General features: G+C 71.1%; 16 protein-coding genes. 9 read left to right on the top strand and 7 right to left on the bottom strand.

Annotated elements, in window-relative coordinates:
• Window positions 1-6: 6 nt before the first annotated feature.
• On the top strand, window positions 7-825 hold the full coding sequence (locus tag Adu01nite_RS13020) for an Fpg/Nei family DNA glycosylase (protein ID WP_239132352.1): 819 nt from the start codon (window positions 7-9) through the stop codon (window positions 823-825).
• On the opposite strand, the gene Adu01nite_RS13015 is transcribed toward Adu01nite_RS13020, so the two are convergent.
• On the bottom strand, window positions 808-2,598 hold the full coding sequence (locus Adu01nite_RS13015; protein WP_203726876.1) for an NAD(P)/FAD-dependent oxidoreductase: 1,791 nt from the start codon (window positions 2,596-2,598) through the stop codon (window positions 808-810). The genes Adu01nite_RS13020 and Adu01nite_RS13015 overlap by 18 nt on opposite strands.
• 76 nt (window positions 2,599-2,674) lie before the next feature.
• On the opposite strand from Adu01nite_RS13015, the gene Adu01nite_RS13010 reads away from it, so the two are divergent.
• From Adu01nite_RS13010 to Adu01nite_RS13000, 3 genes are read left to right on the top strand one after another with little or no spacing between them, the layout of a single operon-like run.
• Window positions 2,675-3,856 carry a helix-turn-helix domain-containing protein gene (locus Adu01nite_RS13010; protein WP_203726875.1) on the top strand — a complete coding sequence of 394 codons (1,182 nt, stop codon included), beginning with the start codon at window positions 2,675-2,677 and terminating at the stop codon, window positions 3,854-3,856.
• 48 nt (window positions 3,857-3,904) lie between these two features.
• Window positions 3,905-5,134, top strand: a complete 1,230-nt coding sequence (locus tag Adu01nite_RS13005) for a prolyl oligopeptidase family serine peptidase (protein WP_239132351.1) — start codon at window positions 3,905-3,907, stop codon at window positions 5,132-5,134.
• A 21-nt stretch (window positions 5,135-5,155) separates the two neighbouring features.
• Window positions 5,156-5,899 (top strand): alpha/beta fold hydrolase, encoded by a 744-nt coding sequence (locus Adu01nite_RS13000; RefSeq protein WP_203726873.1) that lies wholly within the window; start codon window positions 5,156-5,158, stop codon window positions 5,897-5,899.
• On the opposite strand, the gene Adu01nite_RS12995 is transcribed toward Adu01nite_RS13000, so the two are convergent.
• Window positions 5,862-7,934, bottom strand: coding sequence for a PAS domain S-box protein (locus Adu01nite_RS12995; protein ID WP_203726872.1), 2,073 nt, complete (start codon window positions 7,932-7,934; stop codon window positions 5,862-5,864). The genes Adu01nite_RS13000 and Adu01nite_RS12995 overlap by 38 nt on opposite strands.
• Window positions 7,935-8,070: 136 nt before the next feature.
• Between Adu01nite_RS12995 and yiaA the strand changes: the two genes are divergently transcribed.
• On the top strand, window positions 8,071-8,484 hold the full coding sequence (gene yiaA, locus Adu01nite_RS12990; RefSeq protein WP_203726871.1) for an inner membrane protein YiaA: 414 nt from the start codon (window positions 8,071-8,073) through the stop codon (window positions 8,482-8,484).
• Here yiaA and Adu01nite_RS12985 read toward each other — a convergent pair.
• From Adu01nite_RS12985 to Adu01nite_RS12975, 3 genes are read right to left on the bottom strand one after another with little or no spacing between them, the layout of a single operon-like run.
• Entirely contained in the window at window positions 8,459-9,967 is a 1,509-nt protein-coding gene (locus Adu01nite_RS12985; protein WP_203726870.1) for a serine/threonine-protein kinase, read from the bottom strand. The genes yiaA and Adu01nite_RS12985 overlap by 26 nt on opposite strands.
• A gap of 44 nt (window positions 9,968-10,011) precedes the next feature.
• Window positions 10,012-11,010 (bottom strand): sodium:calcium antiporter, encoded by a 999-nt coding sequence (locus Adu01nite_RS12980; protein WP_203726869.1) that lies wholly within the window; start codon window positions 11,008-11,010, stop codon window positions 10,012-10,014.
• A 21-nt stretch (window positions 11,011-11,031) separates the two neighbouring features.
• The gene (locus Adu01nite_RS12975; RefSeq protein ID WP_203726868.1) at window positions 11,032-12,294 is read right to left on the bottom strand and encodes a VanW family protein; all 1,263 of its coding nucleotides are present in this window, start codon (window positions 12,292-12,294) and stop codon (window positions 11,032-11,034) included.
• A 113-nt stretch (window positions 12,295-12,407) separates the two neighbouring features.
• On the opposite strand from Adu01nite_RS12975, the gene Adu01nite_RS12970 reads away from it, so the two are divergent.
• Together Adu01nite_RS12970 and Adu01nite_RS12965 are read left to right on the top strand one after the other, a co-directional pair.
• Window positions 12,408-13,430 carry an alpha/beta fold hydrolase gene (locus Adu01nite_RS12970; RefSeq protein ID WP_203726867.1) on the top strand — a complete coding sequence of 341 codons (1,023 nt, stop codon included), beginning with the start codon at window positions 12,408-12,410 and terminating at the stop codon, window positions 13,428-13,430.
• Window positions 13,431-13,479: 49 nt separating this feature from the next.
• Complete coding sequence (locus Adu01nite_RS12965; protein WP_203726866.1) at window positions 13,480-14,208, top strand: methyltransferase family protein; 729 nt, start codon at window positions 13,480-13,482, stop codon at window positions 14,206-14,208.
• A gap of 5 nt (window positions 14,209-14,213) precedes the next feature.
• On the opposite strand, the gene Adu01nite_RS12960 is transcribed toward Adu01nite_RS12965, so the two are convergent.
• Window positions 14,214-15,143: a M20/M25/M40 family metallo-hydrolase gene (locus Adu01nite_RS12960; RefSeq protein WP_203726865.1), complete on the bottom strand. Its 930-nt coding sequence runs from the start codon at window positions 15,141-15,143 to the stop codon at window positions 14,214-14,216.
• A gap of 695 nt (window positions 15,144-15,838) precedes the next feature.
• Between Adu01nite_RS12960 and Adu01nite_RS12955 the strand changes: the two genes are divergently transcribed.
• The gene (locus Adu01nite_RS12955; RefSeq protein WP_203726864.1) at window positions 15,839-16,657 is read left to right on the top strand and encodes an SPFH domain-containing protein; all 819 of its coding nucleotides are present in this window, start codon (window positions 15,839-15,841) and stop codon (window positions 16,655-16,657) included.
• On the opposite strand, the gene Adu01nite_RS12950 is transcribed toward Adu01nite_RS12955, so the two are convergent.
• Window positions 16,654-17,394 carry an ABC transporter permease gene (locus Adu01nite_RS12950; RefSeq protein ID WP_239132350.1) on the bottom strand — a complete coding sequence of 247 codons (741 nt, stop codon included), beginning with the start codon at window positions 17,392-17,394 and terminating at the stop codon, window positions 16,654-16,656. The genes Adu01nite_RS12955 and Adu01nite_RS12950 overlap by 4 nt on opposite strands.
• A 91-nt stretch (window positions 17,395-17,485) precedes the next feature.
• Between Adu01nite_RS12950 and Adu01nite_RS12945 the strand changes: the two genes are divergently transcribed.
• Window positions 17,486-20,074: an FAD-dependent oxidoreductase gene (locus tag Adu01nite_RS12945; protein WP_203726863.1), complete on the top strand. Its 2,589-nt coding sequence runs from the start codon at window positions 17,486-17,488 to the stop codon at window positions 20,072-20,074.
• The last annotated feature ends 59 nt before the right edge of the window (window positions 20,075-20,133 follow it).

The raw sequence follows: 20,133 nt of genomic DNA, 5'->3' as shown, positions 1-20,133 counted from the left end.
GAGCGCGTGCCTGAGTTGCCGGAAGTCGAGTTCGCCCGGTCGGTCATCGAGCGCGCGGCGCTCGATCGGGAGATCGCCGACGTCGACGACACCGATGCGTACGTCTGCCGGCCGCACCGGGCCGGCGACATCCGCGCCGCCCTGGTCGGGCGCACCCTGACCGCTGCGCACCGGCGCGGCAAGTCGATGTGGTGCGACACCTCCGGCGGCGGGGCGGTGCTCGGCATCCACCTCGGTATGTCGGGGAAGATCGTGGTCGCCGCGAAAGATGGCGACGAGATCGACGGCGGGGACTACTGGGAGGGGCGGCGCGTTCCCGGTGACTACCGGTGGGCGCGGTTCACCGTGACGTTCACCGACGGCGGGCGGCTCATGCTCGTCGACCCGCGGCGGCTGGGCCGGGTCCGGCTCGATCCGCCGGTCGAGAAGCTCGGGCCGGACGCGAAGGGCATCACCGCGGCGGCGTTCGCGCACGCGGTCACCGGCGGGACCGCGCCGGTCAAGGGCCGCCTCATGGATCAGCACCTGATCGCGGGCATCGGCAACCTGCTCGCCGACGAGATCCTCTGGCAGGCGCGGATCCACCCCGCGCGGCCGGGCGACGAGATCACCGGGCCGGAGGTGGACCGCCTCCTCAAGAGCACCCGAAAGTCGGTCCGGGCCGCGCTGAAGGACGGCGGCGTCCACACCCTCGACATCATCGGCCACCGGCGAGCGGACGGCCGGTGCCCGCGCGACGGTGCCCCGATGGTGCGGGGCACCGTCGCCGGGCGGACGACCTGGTGGTGCTCTACGGAGCAGACCCGGTCAGCCCCGGTGGTGTGACTCGGCCAGGCGGTAGACCGGGGTCGGCAAACCCTCGTAGCGGGCCTTGAGCTGCAACGCCAGGTAGAGCGAGTAGTGCCGGGACTGGTGCAGGTTCCCGCCGTGGAACCACAGGTTCTCCTGCTGGGTGGGCTTCCACATGTTGCGCTGCTCGCCCTCCCACGGTCCGGGGTCCTTCGGGGTGTCCGAGCCCAGCCCCCACACCTTGCCGACCCGGTCCGCGGTCTCCTGGTCGACCAGGTCGGCGACCCAGCCGTTCATCGAGCCGTAGCCGGTGGCGTAGACGACCAGGTCGGCCGGCAGCTCGGTGCCGTCGTCGAGCACCACAGACGACGAAGTCAGATGCGCGACCTGACCCTGCGCCAGCTTCACCCGGCCGTCGGCGACCAGTTCGGCCGCGCCCACGTCGATGTAGTAGCCGGAGCCGCGTCGCAGGTACTTCATGAACAGGCCGGACCCATCCGCACCCCAGTCGTGCCGGAAGCCGGCCTTCTCCAGGCGCGCGTAGAAGTCGGCGTCCCGGGACGCCATCTCCTGATAAAGCGGGATCTGGAACTCGTGCATGATCCGGTACGGGAGGGACGCGAAGATCATGTCGGCTTTGTCGGTGGTGACGCCGGCCGCCACCGCCCGCTCCGAGTAGAGGTCGCCGAGCCCGATGTCCATCAGCGACGACGACTTGACGATGTGCGTGGACGAACGCTGCACCATGGTCACGTCGGCGTCGTGCTCCCAGAGCGCGCCACAGATGTCGAAGGCCGAGTTGTTCGACCCGACAACCACCACCTTCTTCCCGCGGTACGCCTCGGGGCCGGGGTGCTCGCTGGAGTGCTGCTGCTCGCCGCGGAAGATGTCCTGGCCGGGAAAGTCGGGTTTATTCGGCTTACCCGACATGCCGGTAGCGAACACGACGTGCGCGGGAGTCAATTCCACCACGCCGGAAGAACGGTCGACGATCACGCTCCAGCGACCATCGGTAAAGGTCGCCGACCGCACGGTCGAGGACGACCAATAGGGCACCTCCATCACCCGGGTATACATCTCCAGCCAGTCGCCGATCTTGTCCTTCGGCGAGAAGACCGGCCAGTTCGCCGGGAACGGCAGGTACGGCAGATGGTCGTACCAGACCGGGTCGTGCAGGCAGAGGCTCTTGTAGCGCTTGCGCCACTGATCCCCCGGCCGCTCCTGCTTGTCGATCACCAGGGCGGGTACGCCGAGCTGCCGCAACCGGGCCCCGAGCGCGATCCCGCCCTGCCCGCCCCCGATCACCACGACGTACGGCTGGTCGTCCGGCGAGACGCCGAGCGTGGCCTGCTCGTCCGCCCGCCGCTCCTTCCACGATTTCCGCCCCTTGTCGAGGGTGTGCTCGACACCCTGCGGCCGCCGCGCCCCCTGGCTCTCCTCGAAGCCCTTGAGCTCGCGCAGCGTGGTCAGCAGCGTCCACGCTCCTTCCGGCTTGAGCCGCAGATGGCCGGTCCCCCGGCCGGTCGCGGTCTCGAACCGGATCCACGCCTCGACCACGTCGCCGGCCGCGGTCGGTTCCTCGGTCACCTCGAAGCCGCGGGGGTCGGCCTGATCAAGGGTGGCGGTCAGCAGGTCCGCGACGCCGTCGCGGCCCTCGACGGTGGTGATGTTCCAGGTGAAGGCGACCAGGTCGCGCCAGAACGAGTCCGGCGCGAACAGGCCCGCCGCGGCCTCGACGTCGCGGTCCCGCAACGCGGACTCGAACGACGCCAGCCAGTCATCGACGCGCTGCTTGGGGGAAGTCTCCATGGCGTTCACGAAACCGGCACAACAACCCGGCGCAACAGGGTTGCAACACATTGCACATCCGCGCATGCTCACGAAGATGGGCGACTACAGCGCGGTGCGTCCGGGCACCGACCTGTCGAGTCATGCCCGTGACCTGCTCCGGGTGCACGACGCGGTGCTGGCCGGCGACCGGCCGCCGCACCGCCCCCGCCCGCTGGTCGAGCGCTCCTGGTCGCGGGTTCTCGGGCTCGGTCTCGACCCGGGCCACGCCAACACCCGCGATCCGCTGCCGGCCGGCGACGTCGAGCGCCTGCGCCGCGCGTCGGGGCTGGCGCCGGTCGCCGCCGACCTGCTGCGGATCGCCGAGGACGCCGCGTTCCTGATGGTGATCACCGGGCCGGACGGCACGATCCTGTGGCGGGCCGGGCCGGTCGCGCTGCGCCGCCGGGCCGACGTGCTCGGCTTCGGCGAGGGCGCCAGCTGGACCGAGGCGGCGGTCGGCACCAACGCGATCGGCACCGCCCTGGTCGAGGCGGCGCCGGTGCAGCTCTTCTCGGCCGAGCACTTCGAGCCGGCCCAGCACGCCTGGTATTGCTGCGCCCACCCGGTACACGACCCGCGCACCGGCGACCTGCTCGGCATCGTCGACGTCAGCGGGCCGGCGCTCACCCTGCACCCGGCGATCGGCGTGCTGGTGGAGACCGGGGTGCGGCTGGCCGAGGTGCAGCTCTGGCGGCATCACGCCGACCGGCTGGAGCGGCTGCGGCGGTCGGCGGCGCACGTGGCGGGCACGGCGCGGGGTCCGCTGCTGATCGTCGACGACCACGGCTGGGTGGCGCACGCGAGCGGGGTGGCGGTCCGCGACCGGATCGGCGCGCCCCGGGAGGGTGCGCCCCTCGGCGTACCCGGCCTGGGACTCTGTCTTGCCGAACGCCTGCCGGAAGGCTGGCTGGTGCGGCCCGCGGGGCCGCACGCCGCGATCACCGCGACGCTCGATCTCACCGGGGCGTCGCCGCTTCTCGAGGTACGCGGCGGGGGCGACCCGTGGCGCACCCCGCTGACCCGGCGGCACGCCGACATCCTGGCGTTGCTGCACGACAGTGGTCCGGCCGGGCGCACCGCCGCGCAATTGAGTCATGTCCTGTACGGCGACGGCGCGCACGTGGTCACCGTCCGCGCCGAGATCAGCCGCCTGCGCCGGGCGATCGGGGCCCTGGTGGCGACCAATCCCTACCGTCTCGCGGCGGGCGTGACGCTCGATGTCCTCGGCCACATGTGATAGACCGGTGTCATTGCCTGTTAACACGGTCGAAACATGGGAGGCCTCATGCTCAACCGTCGTTCCCTACTGGCCGCCGGGGCGGGGGCCGCGGTCGGGCTGACCCTGCCGGGCGCCGCCGAGGCATCCACCACGGTGAAGTTCACGCTCGACGCCCGGACACTCGACGGCGGTGAGCAGGTCGTCGCGGTCATTCTGGACACGAGCCGGCTGGGCCGGATCGACCCGGCGAGCCTGACGACCGGCACGTTCACCGTGCACGCCAAGGCGACCAGTCCGATCCCGCTCGCCCCCGGCGATCAGATCTTCAGCGAGTACGACCTGGACCGGCCGGTCACCCGCGCGCGGCTCGACCGGCACGGCGACATCGTGCTCGATCTCAGCTACGCCGAAGGTCAGCTCGGCGGCGGCACGCTCGGCTACATCGCGAGCAAAGGCCGCAACGTCCAACTCGACCTCGTCTACACCATCACCCAGAACAAGCCGATCGCCGTACGCCACGGGGCGTACACCATCAAGAAGTTTGTCCAGGGGCGGCTGTCCAATCCGGAGGTGGACGCGTTCGGCTACCGCACCTCCGGGTCCGGGATGAAATATCGGCTCTACTCCCCCGGCGGGCACGGGCGGCGGCCGCTCGTCGTCTGGCTGCACGGTGGCGGTGAGGGTGCCTCGCTGCCGGACAACTACTACGACAACGAGACCACGCTGCGGGCCAACCGCGGTGCGCTCGGCTTCGCCACTCCGGAGGCCCAGCGGATCTTCGGCGGTGCGTACGTCGTGGCGCCGCAGAGCACGTCGTTCTGGCTCCAGGACGGGGACCGGTTCGCGCCGCAGATCGCCGAGATCGTCCGTGATCTGGCCCGCCGCTACCCGATCGACCGCCGGCGTATCCATGTGGTCGGTTGCAGCAACGGCGGTTACATGAGCCTGAAGATGACCACCGTCTACCCGGATCTGTTCGCCGCGTCGGTGCCGATCTGCGGGGTGGTGACGTCTCTCACCCCGGGCGGTCCGCCGATGATCACCGACGCCGAGCTGCGGGCGATCGACACCCCGACCTGGCTCGTCGCCTCGCTCGACGACGATACGGTTCCGCCGCAGGCCAACACCGTGCACGCGGACGATCTGATCCCCGGTTCGCGGGTGTCGCTCTACGACCACGTGGTGTGGAACGGCCACCAGTTCCCCGGGCACTGGTCCTGGATCTACGTGGCCCGCAACGACCCACGCATCGACGGAACACACATATGGCAATGGATGTCACACAGACGAAGCTGAAACGTCTGGTAAACAACGTGGATGAGGTTCGTCGCGATCGACGGTGTCCGGCTCGGCTACCGGGAGTCCGGTGACCCGGCCGGCCCGCCGGTGGTGCTGCTGCACGGCACCGGCAGCAGCGCGGGCACCTGGGACCGGTTCGGCGCCCGGCTGACCGCGGCCGGCCACCGGGTGATCGCCGTCGACATGCGCGGGCACGGCACCAGCGCGCGGACCCGCCGCTACCCGCTGGCCGCTCTCGGCGACGACGTGCTCGGCCTGCTCGAAGCCCTCGATCTGCGCGACGCCGTCCTGGTCGGCCACTCGGTCGGCGCCTACTCCGCGCTGGCCACCGCGCTGCGGGCGCCGGAGCGGGTCGCCGCGCTGGCGCTGGAGGACCTGGCCGCGCCGCCGAAGGTGGCCGCGAGCGGCAAGGGCGTCCGCCCGGTGCAGGTGCTGTCGGCGGTGGCCGCCATCCTGACCACCCGCCGCGACTACCAGCTGCGCGCGGTCGGGTCGATCCTGCGCCAGCTGTCCCGGCCCGACCTTCAGTGGTGGGGGCGGCTCGCCGGGGTGCGGCAGCCGACGCTGATGCTCTCCGGCGGGCCGAGCAGCATCATCCCGCCGCAGCGGCTGGCCGAGGCGACCGCCGCCATCCCGGGCGCCCGGATGACCACCATCCCGGTCGGCCACCGCGTGCACAGCCTCGCCCCCGACCGGTTCGCCACCGAAGTGATGGAATTCCTGGCTAAGGCTGAGCTGCCGTCACTTCCGCGTCGGCGCTGAAGCCGCGGGAGACCGCGGCGGCGCGCGGCACGGTCAGCGTGAAGACGGCGCCGTTGGGCTGGTTCGGCTCGTAGTAGACGTCCAGGCCGCCGGCCCGCGCCAGCTGCCGCACCAGGTAGAGGCCGAGGCCGGTGCCCGCCTTGGTGGTCGCCACGCCCGAGCTGGCCCGGGCGAACCGGTCGAACAGCCGCGGCACGAACTCGGCCGGCACCCCCTCGCCCCGGTCGGCCACCCGGATCCACACCTGCTCACCCGCGTTGACCACGGTCACCTCGACCGGTGGCGCGCCGTACTTGGCCGCGTTGGTGAACAGATTGCCGAGGATCAGCTGCAGCTGGCCCGGGTCGGCGAGACCGGTCGTCTCGTCCGGGGCGATCACCGTGACCGGGGTCCCGGTGCTGATGTCGTGCGAGTTGACCGCCTCGCGGACGGCGTGCGACAGGTCGATCCGGGCCGGCCGGGCGAGCATCGCCCCCGCGTCGAACTGGGCCAGCATCAGGATGTCGGTCACCAGGTCGTTGGCCCGGTGGCCGGCCGCGGTCATCCGCTGCACGTAGTTGAGCTTGGTGTGCTCGGGAATGGCCCCCCACTCCTCGCGCAGCAGACCACCCAACCCGACGATCTTGGCAAGCGGCTGCCGTACGTCGTGGCTGAGCATCGCCATCACGTCGGCGAGGTGGGTGTTGGCGTCCTGCAACTCCTCGGCGTGCCGGGCGATCTCCTCCTGATGGCGTTCGCGCTCCCGGTCGAGGGCCCGGCGCTCGGTGGTGTCGATGATCTGGGTGGCGAAGTAGATCGGGCGGTCGGTCTCGTCGCGCAGCACCGCGGTGGTGACGGCCGCCTCGACGACCTGGCCGTCGGCGCGCATGAACCGCTTGTCCAGGTCGAAGCCGTCGATCCGCCCGGCCAGGCATTCCCGCACCTGCCCGGCCCCCAGCCCGAGGTCGTCCGGGTAGGTGAAGTCGGCGATCGGCCGGCCGGCCAGCTCCTCCTCGGAGCGCCCGAAGATCTGGCAGGCCGCCGGGTTGACCCGCAGGAAGCGGCCCTGGAGGTCGACCAGCAGCATGCCGACCCGGGAACCGTCGAACACCTTGCGGAACCGCCGCTCGCTGAGCAGCAGGTCACGCCGGCCGACCCGGGCCCGCCCGACGACCACCACCACGATCAGCCCGACCAGGGCGGCGCCGGCCAGCGCGGCCCGGCCGGCGATCTCGTTGTCGGCCAGCGACGCGAAGAGCACGTCCTCCCGGACGGTCGCGGACAGCCGCCACGGCGTGCCGGCGACGGCCACCGACGAGTACTTCCACCACTCTCCGCCGTCGCGGTAGCGCCCATCCGGCTCGCGGGTCAGGGCGGCCGCGAGCGCGCTGTTCGTCGCGGCGAGCGTGGGCCGGGTGATGTCGAAGACGTCGGTTGCCGCGGCGATGCTGCCGCTCGTGTCGACCAGCTGCACCGCGGCGCCTTCGAGCGAGAGGGCGATGGAGAAGTAGGCGGCCAGCGGGCTCGCCCGGATCGGGATGGCACCGGAGAAGACCCGCCGGCCCGACGTCGTGTCGAACGGCACCGCGAACGCGACCACCAGGATGCCCCGGGCGGCGTTCGGCACCACCTGCGACACCACCGGCGTGCCCGCCAGCGCGGTGCGCAGATGCTGGTAGCGGACGGCCAGGTCCTGCCCGATCAGCGAGGGCGTGGCCGGGTAGTTCTGGAGCGCCCGCCCCTGCGAGTCGAGGAGCAGGGCCGAGGCGACCCCCAGGCCACCGACCACCAGGTTGAAATCCCGGGCCTGCACGACCGGGTCGGTCAGCACCGCCTCGGCCTGCGCGCGCTCCCGGAGCAGCAGCTCGGCGACCGTGGCGGTCATGTAGGTGCCCAGCGCGTTCACACCGTCGTCGTAGCGCTGCGCCACCGCCTGCCGGCTGGACTCCTGCTGCCACAGCAGCACCCCGGTCCCCACCGTCACCACGATCAGCCACACCAGCAGCGGCACCATCGCCGCCCGCCACCATTCCTTCAGGCCGGCGGGAACGCTCATACCCAATGTTCGGCAAGTTACGGCAGGGTCTGAGCTTGCCCAGCGCGAGATTGAGTAGCCGTGCTCAGGGCCGGCGGCCACCGCGGACGACATGATTTCCGCACTGCTTCCGCCGATTCTCGTTACGGAGAGTGTCATGAACACCAAGCCCACCCCCGCCTTCGTCGGCGCCTCCTGGACCGTCCTGCTCCTCGGCATGGTCTCGTTCGCGGTCGGCCTGTGGAACGCGACGATGACCCGCAGCGAGAAGGGCTTCTACGCGACGGTGCTGATCCTCGGGGTGTTCGCGGCGGTCTCGCTGCAGAAATCGGTCCGGGACCGCGCCGAGAACCTGCCGGTCTCCGCCCTCTACCTGGGCCTGTCCTGGTCGGTGGTGGGGGCCTCGGTGATCATGCTGGGGCTCGGCCTGGTCAACAGCGGCATGGCGCTGAGCGAGAAGGGCTTCTACGGGCTCGCGTACGCGATGACCCTGTTCGCCGCGGTCGCGGTGCAGAAGAACGTGCGCGACCTGCTCCAGGCCCGGGTCACGCCGTCGGCCGGAAGCTACTGAAGATCAATTGCAGATCTGGGTACGCCTTCGTCCAGTCGGCGTCCGTCGTCTGCCAATAGATTCCGTACGCCTGATGGTTGTTCACCACGAGACCACGGTTGTTGACGTGCTGGCGGGTGCCGGAGCCGTCGAAGGTGAACTCCCAGTCGGCGGCCTTCTTGAAGTAGCTCACCGGCTTGATACGGATCTCGTCGTAGCCGGGGAAGTCGCCGCGCCCCACCCGATACTCCGCCTTCCCCTGCCAGTCGCCGACCGGGTTCATGTTCGGCTTGGTGGTCTGATCGATGCCGAGCACCCGGCCGTCATGCCGGAAATAGACCATCGACCCCTTCAAGGACTTCGTCCACCCTTGGGGTACGTACACCGAGAACCCGGTCCGGTCGTGGTAATCCTCCCAGCCGGCCGGCAGCGCCGGGAGCGATCCCGTGGTCGCCTTGGTCGCCTCCGTCACCGGCGCTTTTGTCGCCGGAGCCGACGTCGCCGGAGCCGTCGTCACCGGAGCCGTCGTCACCGGGGCCGTCGTCACCGGGGCCGTCGTGGGCAGGGCGGCTGGGCTCGCCGGCTTGTCGGAGCGCAGCGCGAACGCGGTCAGGCCGCCGGCCACGGCCAGCAGCACCACCGCCAGGGTGAGTAGCCACACCCGCGAACGCCGCCGGGGCCGGCTCCGGCCGGCCGCCTTGCGCAGCCGCCGTCCTGCCTCGTCCGCGTCGATGCGCTCGTCCGGGTCCTTGCGCAGCAGCCCCTCCAGCACCGGCCGCAGCGCGCCGGCCCGGTGCGGCGGCTCCGGGTCCTCGGAGGCGAGGGCCATCAGGGTGCCGACCGCGGACGGCCGCTGGTAGGGCGGGCGGCCCTCGACCGCGGCGTACAGCGTCGCGCCCAGCGACCACAGGTCCGACTCCGGCGGTGAGCCCCCGCGCAGCGCCCGCTCCGGCGCCATGAACTGCGGCGAGCCCAGCACCAGCCCGGAACCGGTGATGTTGCTGTCGCCCTCGATGGTCGCGATCCCGAAGTCGGTCAGCACCACCCGGCCGTTGTCGGCCAGCAGCACGTTCGACGGCTTCACGTCGCGGTGCCGCACCCCGGCCCGGTGCGCGGCCTGCAGCGCGGCCAGCACCTGCAACCCGATCTCGGCGACGCGTTTCGGGTCGAGCGGCCCCTCGGCGTCCATCACGTCCTGCAGCGTCCGGGACGGCACGTGCTCCATCACGATCCAGGGCCGGCCGTCATCCTCGAAGACGTCGAAGACCCGGGCCACGTTCGGATGCGCCAGCCGGGCCGCGGCCCGTGCCTCCTGCAGCGTCCGCCCCTGCATCGCGTCGCGTTCACTCTCGGTCAGGTCGTCGGGGAGCACGACCTCCTTGACCGCCACCTCGCGGTCGAGCACGACGTCGCGGGCCAGCCAGACCCGGCCCATCCCGCCCTCGCCGAGCGGCGCCTGCACCTGGTAACGACCGGCCACCAGCTGGGGGTCCGCGGTGGTCATGCCATCGACATACCCCGAATCGCGGCGGGCCACGCCCGCCGGTCTCAGCTCAGCAGCGGGATCAGGCCGAGTCCGAAGACGACGTAGAAGAGGCCGGCCGCGGCGAGCCGGGCCGGGGTCAGCCGGTGGGCCCGCATCAGGGCCAGCAGGTAGATGATCGAGGCCATCGTGATCAGGCCGGACCAGAGCAGGGCGCCGTCGAACTTCCAGGTGGTGAACAGCAGGCCGAGGCCGCTCGGCACGGTCGCCTGGATCATCATGGCGCCGGAGATGTTGGCCAGGGCCAGCTTGGTCTTGCCCTGGCGGACCCAGATGATCGCGTTCATCACCTCGGGCAGCTCGGTGGCGACCGGGGACAGCAGCAGGGCGGTCACGGCGGTGGACAGGCCCAGCATCGGGCCGATCGCGTCCAGCTGCTTCACGAAGAACTGCGACGCGACGAAGATGACGGCGAGGGTGAGCAGGGTCTGCGCGGCCACCGCCCAGGTCGCCGGGGCGGCAGCCTTCGGCTGGAACTTCAGCGGCTCCAGCTCGTCGTCGCCGCCGTCGTCGTCGTGGCCGCCGCGGATCTCCCGCCAGAAATAGACCGCGTAGGCGGCGAAGAACACCAGGCCGAGCACCGGTTTGACGGCGAAGGCCACCAGCCCGAGCGAAACTTTGACCACGAAGATCGGCAGGAACCACGTCTGGTCCTTGGCCAGCCGCCGCATGTCCTTCTCGGTGCCCAGGGCGGCGGGTGCCCTCCGGTGGTGGAGAAGCAGCATCAGGCCGGTCACGCCGTACGCAATGGTGGAAAGCGCGAGCGGACCGCCCATGGCCGCGCCGACGCCGATGTCCTTGGCGTTCTCCGTCGCGCCGGTCGTCACCGCGACCAGCGTCACCACCGACTCGGGCAGCGCGGTGCCGAACGCCGCCAGGATCGTCCCGACGGCCATCTTGCCGACGTTGAGGCGCTGCCCCAGCCACTCGACCGCGTTGACGAACCACTCGCAGGACAGGTAGATCGCGAGCGCGCAGAGGAGCAGCAGCACCACGTGGATCACGTGGTTCGACGCTACGCCGGGTCAGTCCAGGCCGTCGTATGTCCAGCGCAAGGTGTCGGTGCCGGCCTTGGTGCCGTCGTCGTAGACGGTGCGGGTGACCCGGATGCTGAAGCCGCCCTCGGCGCCGGTCGGGTTGCGTGCGCCGGTCACCGAGGCGACCTTGCGCTCGCCGGTGTGGCCGTAGAGGGCGACCGTCACCGACGTGCCGGTGGTCTTCACCCGGATCACCACCGGGGCGTCCGTGTCGTTGCGGATGACCTGGTCGATGTTGCCCCAGTCGAGGGTCGCCTCGCGGGCGGGCGGGTAGCGGGAGATGTACTTGGAGTGCGGCTGGTGCTTCAGGATCGGCAGGCCGGCGAACCAGGCGGCGTTGAACAGCGTGGTCGAGAACTGCGAGATGCCGCCGCCGAGCTGGTCCTCCAGCTCCCCGTCGACGATCGCGGGGGCGGCCACGAAACCCTTGGCCTCGGTGCGCTCGCCGACCTTCTCGTTCAGCGAGAACTTCGTGCCCGGCTTGATCACCGTGCCGTCGACGATCTTCGCGATCAGGTGGATGTTGGTCACCCGCGGTGCGCAGCACGGGTGGTAGGTGGTGAACGTGCCGATCAGCTGGTCGACCCCGGCCAGCTCGGCCGGCGTGGTGGTGGACGGCACCGCGGTGCTGGTCACCGACGTCTTGCTGCGGCCGGACCGGACCGCTGACTCGATCGCCGAGGCCGCCGCCTTCTCGTCGACGGTCCAGCCGGCCTTCCCGGCGGTCCGGTCGACGCCGGCGGTGGAGGCGGTGAACGACGTGTCGCCCTTGGCCTCCAGCCGCGGGGTCGGGGTGGCCAGCTTCACCACGGTGTCGGTGGCCGCCTGCTTCTGCGCGTCCAGGGCGGTCCGCAGCTTGGCCGCGTCCACGGTCACCGCCGCGGTGTCGGCGCCGTCGAGGGCCGCCTTGACCGTCGCGTCGACGTCGAGGGTGATGCCCGCGGTCACCGGGTCGAGGGTGAATGTCCGGTCGGTGTCGGTTACCTGCACGGTGACCGGCTGCCCGACTCGGGTGCGGACCTCCGACTCGACCGTGGCGCGCAGCCGGCGCTCGTCCAGGCCGCCGACCGCGACGCCGGCCACCGACCGGCCGGCCGGGAGCAGCGCGGGGGTGCGCCGGGTCATCACCACCGCGGCGACCGCGGCCGCCACCACCAGCACCACCAGGGCGGCGACGATCAGGACCCAGAAGCGGGCATACCACCGGCGTTCGTGGTGCTCGTAGACCGTGCCTGCCGGGGTCGCTTCCACTTCCGGGGTCTCCTGCCGTGGCCTTAGGTCATCCTTACGGGGGACATTCGATCATCGGACCCCGCTGAGCACCACGCCGAAGAGACGAAGAACTCGGTGCATAGACTCGGGCGATGGGTCAGCGGATCGCGATGGCCGCATCGGCCGGCGGCGATCGGATCGCGTACGCGGTGACCGGGTCGGGGCCGCCGCTGGTGTATGTGTCGGGCTGGCTCGGGCACCTCGAGCTGAGCTGGGCGCTGCCCGCCGAGCGCGCCTATTACGAAGCCCTCGCGGACGGGCGGACGCTGATCCGCTACGACAAGCCGGGCTGCGGGCTGTCCGAGGGGCACGACGGTCCGTACACCATGCAGCGCGAGCAGGACGCCCTGCGGGCCGTGGTCGCGGCGGCCGGGGTGGCGCGGTTCGACCTGATGGGGGCGTCGCTCGGGGCCGGGGTCGCGGCGGGCTGGGCGGCGGAACAGCCGGCCTCGGTGTCCCGGCTCGTGCTCTACGGCGGCTGGCCCCGCGGCGTCGACGTCGCCGCGCCGGAGATCCGCGAGCACGTGATCGGCCTGGTCCGGCAGCACTGGGGACTCGCGTCCGACCTGCTCACCGACATCTTCGCGCCGGACGCCGACGCCGCGACCCGGGTGGCGTTCACCCGCTACCAGCGGGATTCGGCCAGCGCCGAGACGGCGTGCGCGATGCTTGCGGCGGCGTACACCATCAATGTTGTTGATCTTCTGCCGTTGATCTCCGCACCGACTCTCGTGGTGCACCGGGAACGGGATCGGGCCGCGCCGATCGAGCAGGGGCGGCGGCTGGCGGACGGCATTCCGGGGGCGCGGTTCGAGGCTCTGCCGGGGCGGTCGCATCTGCCCTACATCGGTGAGGTGCGGCCGGTGACCAGCATGATCCGGCGGTTCCTCGGGCTGCCCGGGACGCATCGGGGTGCCGCGCCGACGCTCACCGCGCGGCAACGCGAAGTCGCCGCGCTCATCGCCGAAGGGTGCACGAACCGGGAGATCGGGGAACGCCTCGGCATCGCCGAACGGTCGGCCGAGGCGCACGTCGAACGGATCCGGTACCGGATGGACTTCCGGTCGCGGTCGCAGATCGCCGCCTGGTACGTGGCCACCGGCGGGCCGGACTGAGGTATTTCCCGGCCTGTGCCGGGGTGGGGCCGGCCCGCACGCTGAGGACATGCTGATTCTTGGGTACGCGGTGATCGCGTACACGGTGTTCCTGCTCAGTTCCGCCTGGGCCGTCTACTTCCTGGCCGGCGGGATCGACGGCCCCGCGGTCAGCTCGCCGTGGGTGGCGCTCGCGGTCGACGGGGCGTTGCTGCTCGCCTTCGCCGTCCAGCATTCGGTGATGGCCCGGGCCGGCGTCAAGCAGCGGCTGACCCGGCTGATCCCGGCGGCCGCCGAACGCAGCACCTACGTCCTGGTGGCGGGTCTGCTGCTGCTCGCCCAGTTCGTCTTCTGGCAGCCGGTGCCGGCGGCGCTCTGGCACGTCGGGGCGCCGTGGTCGGTGGCGATCTGGGTGGTCTACGCGGCCGGCTGGGTGCTGGTCGTGGTGTCCACCTACGCGGTCGATCACGCCGACTTCCTGGGGCTGAAGCAGGCCTACACGTACCTGCGCCGACTCCCCTACCAGTCGCCGTCGTTCACCCGGCGCGGCCTGTACGCGCTGTGCCGGCACCCGATGATGCTCGGCCTGGTCGTCACCTTCTGGGCCACCCCACGGATGAGCGTGGGCCACCTGTTCTTCGCGGTCGCCGCGACCGGCTACATCGCGGTCGGCATCCGCTTCGAGGAGCGGGACCTCCGCGCGCACCTCCCCGTCGTCTACGACGAATACGCGCGCGACGTCCCGGCCCTGGTCCCCGCGGTGCGCTCGAGGGGCGCGCACCGCGGGGTCCGGTCTTAACCGTCTCAGCCGGCGAGTGACCAGACAGCATTGGCGATGGCGTTCGACGCCAGGACCATGCTGTTCTGGTCGACGTCGGTGAGGTTGTCGCACGCCTTGTGGTAGCAGGCGCCCAGCTCGTTGAGGCTGCGCACCGAACTCACCCCGGTGACGTCGACGCCGGCGTTCTTGAACGCGGCATGGTCGGAACGGTCGTCGGTGTCCAGCGACGGGTTGACCGTGATGCCCTGCGCGGCGAAATACGACTGGAACGGCGCGTTCAGGCCGTTCGACTGGCCCTCGGCGTAGAGACTCCAGCCGACCGCCTTGCCGTTCTCGACCTTGTTGCCGACCATGTCGAAGTTCAGGTAGGCGTCGATCTTCGCGGCCTCCCCACCGGCCAGGTGCGACACGTAGTAGCTGGAGCCGACGTCGCCCTGCTCCTCGGCACCCCAGAAGCCGAACCGGATGCGCTTGGCCGGCCGCAGGTTCGACTGGGTGATGGCGGCGGCATTGGCCAGCAGCGCGGCCACCCCGGACCCGTCGTCGTTGATCCCCGGCCCGGCCGCAACCGAGTCGGAGTGCGCCCCCGCCATGACGACATGCCCGGCGTCGCCGTAGGGCCACTCGGCGACGACGTTGGCCGCTTTCTTCCCGCGAACGGTGAAGTTCTGCACGGTCGTGGTCCAGCCGAGCCCGGCCAGCTGCGCCTGGAGGTAACTCACCGTGGCGGTGAAGCCGGCACTGCCGATGACCCGGGTGTTGCTGGAGGCGGCGGCAAACTCCATCAGCTTGCTGAGATGCGCCATCGGCACGGTAGCGGTGATCACCGGCGGAGCGGCAACCGCCGGGGCCGGGGCCTGGGCCGCGTCGGCATGGGTCAGCCCGGTGACCGCGAGGGTGGCGGTCAGGGCAACGGTGACCCCGGCATAGGCGAACTTACGAAAGTCGAACATGAAGCGGACGCTACGCACCCACCCCGGGCCTGCAAAGATAGCAATTCATCAATATCTTTCGGGTTGTTCAGGCCCGGCAGGCCGACCCGGCGACTCCACAGGCGGGAGTCATGCTGAAGTTGGGGCCTCGGCCGAGCGACCAGCGGCCGAGATCCAGAAAAACGGGCTCTCGTCGCACACCCGAGGCCCCGACATCAAGAAAATCGAAATCCTGACCCGCGCACAGACCCCGCAATCAAGGAAAGCAGCGCGTATTGGTGCGTATTGGTGAGCAAAGCAAAGCGGTCGGAACATCTGGTTGGGCTGGGGCGATCGCGTGGACCATGGGCGGCGAGCGTCAGGGGCGGTCGTTGAGGGTGGTGGGCGGCGGTTGGTCGCGCGGGCGGTAATGGGCTGCCGGCTTGGTGTTGCGCTGGGCGCCTCGATCCGTGGGACAACAGCGTTTTGGCACTGGCGGGGGCGGTGGGCCAGGCCGTGCTCTGGTCGGCCGAGGGTGCCGGGGGGCTGCTAATTGCGTTGTCGGCGGGGGTGGGGTTTGGGATTCTGATCTCGGCCCCGGCGGCTTCAGAAGTACGCGCTTCCGCAGCGGATGCATTGGCGATCAAACCACGCTGATCCGACTGTCCTCCTGGCGACCGATCCTTCACATCGGATCCGCTCCGGGGCCACCCATTCCTTCGGTGAAGAGGTGAACCATGACCGACCGTCACGAGATTATCGTCCACAGTGGATTCCGCGGGCTTCGCTACGCCGACGGTCGGTTCGAGCAGGTGCTCGAGCCCGGCCGCTACGAGCTGCCCAAGCGGCGCCTCTTCGGTGCGCGGGTGCCGCGGGTCGCCGTCGTGCCGATCGACGTGCGTGAGCGGGAGCTCAACATCAAGGGTCAGGAGATCCTCACCGCCGACAAGGTCGCGGTGCGGGTCAACATCGTCACGCACTTCCGGGTGATCGACCCGCGGGCCGCCGTCGAGCAGGTCGCCGACTACAGCGACCGGATCTACAGCGACGTGCAGCTCGCCGCGCGCCGGTCGCTCGCGTCGATGACGCTCGAGGCCATCCTGACCAACCGCAACCAGCTCAGCGAGGACATCCTGCGTGACGTCGAGGGCGTCTCCGCGGGCTACGGCGTGCAGATCATCCGGGCCGACGTGAAGGACCTGGTCTTCCCGGGCAACCTGCAGGAGATCATGAACCGGGTGCTGACCGCGCAGCGGATGGCCGAGGCGCAGATGGTCGAGGCCCGCACCCGGGCCGACCGGGAGGCCCTGGAGGCGACCTCCAAGGCGGAGTCGACCCGGCTCGCCGCCGAGGCCGACGCCGAGGCGAAGCGGATCCGCACCGACGCCGAGGTGGACGCGCTGCAGCGGCTGGCCGCGGGCGCCGAGGCGTACGCGCAGCACCCGGCCCTGCTGCGGCTGCGCGAGCTGGAGACGCTGGGCGCGCTCGGCTCGAACGCGGCAGCCCGCCTCTACATCGGTTTCGAGAAGCACAGCGACCAGCTGGGCACGGACTAATTCGGCGAGCTGGTGGTCAGGTAGCCCCTGGCCACCAGCTCGATCGTCACCACGAGCGCGATCGCCTCCACCGCGAGCAGGGCGATCAGGACCAGCAGCTGGGTGGCGCCGGCCTGCAACGGGGAGCCGCCGCCGAGCAGCACCCCGACGAACGCACCCGGCAGCGTGACCAAGCCGACCGTCCGGGTCTGGTCGAGGGCCGGCACCAGGGCCTGGCCGGCGCTCGGGCGCACCACCTCCAGGGCCGCGTCCCGGTCGAGGAAGCCGAGTGCCAGCGCCGCCTCGTACTCGCCGTGCCGGTTCTTCAGCTCGTCGCGGGCCCGGCGGCCGGCCAGCGACGTCGCCGTCATCGCGCCGCCGATCAGGATGCCGGCGATCGGCAGCACCGCGACCTCCTGCAGCGGCACCGTGCCGGCGGCGACGATGACCGCACCGGCCGGCAGCGCGCCGGCCGCGATCGGCAGCACCACCCACCAGCCGCGGCGCAGTGTGGTGATCCGCCGGGCCGCGGTGGCCACCGCCACCAGCAGCATGACCAGGATGAACCCGGCCGTCGACCACCACGACTTCAGCACCGCCGCGATCACCAGCGACACCGCCGCGAGCTGCAGGACCGCTCGCACCGCCGCGGTCACCACCGCCCGGCTCACGGTGATCCGCCCGGCCAGGGTCGCCAGCACGGCCACCGCGGTCAGCGCGACCAGCACGACGGCGAACTGCGGGGTCAGCGGGGTCATGGCCGCATTCAAGCCGACGGTCCAGTAACCGTCCACTGGCTGTTCAGAACGTCTCCCTAACTTCGGCGCAAGCGACCGTCGAGCAGCCGAGGTGACCGTGACCAGGAACGAAGAAGCCGATGTGGTGGTGGTCGGGTCGGGCATGGGCGGCCTGGCGGCGGCCCGGATGCTCGCGCAGTTCGGCCATCGGAAGGTCCTCGTGCTGGAGCAGCACTACACGCTCGGCGGGATGACGCACGAGTTCGCCCGCGAGGGGCGGTTCAAGTTCGGCACCGGGTTGCACTACATGAGCGCCGACGCCGGGCCGTTCCTCGACTTCATGACCGACGGGCGGGCCCAGCTGTGGCCGCTGCCGGACGACTACGACGTGCTGCACTTCCCGGACTTCGACTTCGCGGTGCCGGCCGGCCGGGCGAACTTCCAGGCCCGCCTCACCGAGCAGTTCCCGGACGAGGCGAAGAACATCGACCGCTATTTCCGTACGGTCAAGAAAGCGATGATCGGACTCGCCGCGCGCAACGTCCTCTCGTCGTTCTCGGCGCCGCTGCGCCGGCTCGGATTTCCGCTCGTGGAATGGCTGTCGCCGGCCACCTACCGCACCACGCGGGAGCAACTGGAGCGCAGCTTCCGGGATCCGCGGCTGCGGGCGATCGTGGCGGCGCGCTGGGGGCTCTACGGCACGCCGCCGGGGTCGAACGCGTTCGGCTATCACGCCGCCGTGCCGACGACGTTCTTCATGGCGGGCACGGCCCATCCGGTCGGCGGCCCGCGCGCGCTCAACCGGATCGTCCTGGAGATCCTCGACCGCTACGGCGTCGAGCTGCGCACCCGCCAGCAGGTGCGGCGGATCGTCACCGACGGCAACCGGGTGTCCGGCGTCGACGTCGAGGACCGCGCCACCGGTGAGGAGTACCACGTGCGGACGCCGACCGCGGTCTCGGCGGCGGGAGTGCGCAACACGTACGCGATGCTGGGGCGGGAGCCGGTGGACCTGCCGGCCGAGCCGTCGGCGGTGATGCTGTTCCTGGGGCTGGACTCGTCGCCGGCCCGGTTCGGGGTGCACGGCGAGAACCACTGGTTCAATCCCGACCTCGACGGTCGCGACGGCTTCCACCGGGAGCCCGGCGACGGCACGCTCTACGTCTCGTTCGCGTCGCTGAACAATCCGGCCGCCCGGTTCCACACCGTCGAGGCCCTCGAACTGGTCGACCCGGCCGTTTTCGACCGGTGGCGGGGCACCGACGACCAGGACCGGCCGGACGACTACCGCGCGTTCAAGGACGATCTGACCCGGCGGCTGATCGACCGCCTCGACAAGCAGTGGCCGGGCCTGCGGGACACCATCGCGTTCGCCGAGCTCGCCACGCCGCTGACGTTCGAGAACTACCAGCACAGCGCGCTCGGCTCGTTCTACGGACTGGCGGCCACCCCGCAACGCCTGCGGTCGGGACTGGCCGGGACGCGTACACCGATAAAGGGTTTGGTCGTCGCCGGTCAGGATGCCTGGGGCTCGGGGGTGGTCGGGGCGCTCGCCGGTGGGCTGATGGCGGCGAACGCCGTGCTGAAGCCGCGGCAGCTCGGGGACATGTGGCGGGCCATTCGCGCCCGCCCGGTCCGCGACCCGGATGCCGCCTGGGAGGGCTATCTGCGGGTGGCCGGGATCGAGGAGCTGACCCCGGCGGTCCGGAAGATCCGCCTCGAACCGATGGGCGGCGGCGAACTGCCGTTCGCGTTCGCCGCCGGCCAATATCTCAAGATCGACCTGCCGGTGGCGGTGGAGTCGATCGAGCGCTCCTACTCGATCTCCAGTGGGCCGGGGGCGACCGGCCACGTCGAGATCGGGGTGAAACGGGACCCGGCCGGCCTCGGCTCCACCTTCCTGCACGACGAGCTCCAGGTCGGCGAGGCGCTGCGGGTCAGCGGCCCGCACGGCGAGTTCACCTGGGAGCCCGGGCCGGAAGCAGGGCCGCTTCTGCTCATCGCCGGCGGCATCGGGATCACTCCCCTGATCAGCGTGCTGGCCGCGGCAGCAGCTGGGGGACATACCGGATTAATCCGATTGTTGGTCGGCTGCCGCACCGAGGACGAGATCCCGTACCGGACGGAGTTGGCGCGCCTTCAGGGCCGCCTGCCCGGCCTGGAGGTGGTTGTCTTCCTCACCCGGCCGGCCGACGGCTGGACCGGCCGGCGCGGGCGGATCGACCTGGACGCACTCCGGCCGTTCGTCGGCGGTGTGACCAGGGTCCATCTCTGCGGCCCGGCCGCGATGATGCAGGACCTGCTCGGCGCCCTCGCCGACCTCGACGTGCCCCGCGAGGCCGTGCACACCGAGGCGTTCGTGTCCGGCGGAAGCCGGCAGACCCGCCGGGAACGCGCGCACGCCGTCGCCCTCGCCGCCGAGCAGGCCGGCATCACCGGCTACGCGATCGGCGTCCGCGACGAGGGCACCACGTTCGACTGCCCGCCCGGCCAGACCGTCCTCGACGCCGCCAACGCCGCCGGCGTCCCGTTCCCGCAGTCGTGCGGCGAGGGCGCCTGCGGCACCTGCCGGGTCCGGGTGGTGGCCGGCGAATACGAGACCGACACCCGCGGCATGTTCTCGGCCGCCGAGATCGACCAGGGCTGGCGCCTGGCCTGCCAGACGCTGCCCACCACCGACCTGCTGATCACCCGCAACTGACCGAAGGAGAACCGAGATGACGAGGCACGAGCGCAACGGACCCGCCGCCGGATGATTTG

Origin of the sequence: Paractinoplanes durhamensis (genome assembly GCF_016862175.1) — a bacterium.
Lineage (GTDB): Bacteria > Actinomycetota > Actinomycetes > Mycobacteriales > Micromonosporaceae > Actinoplanes > Actinoplanes durhamensis.
The sequence above is the reverse complement of the archived record's forward strand: the minus strand, read 5'-3'. Positions and strand labels throughout refer to the sequence as shown.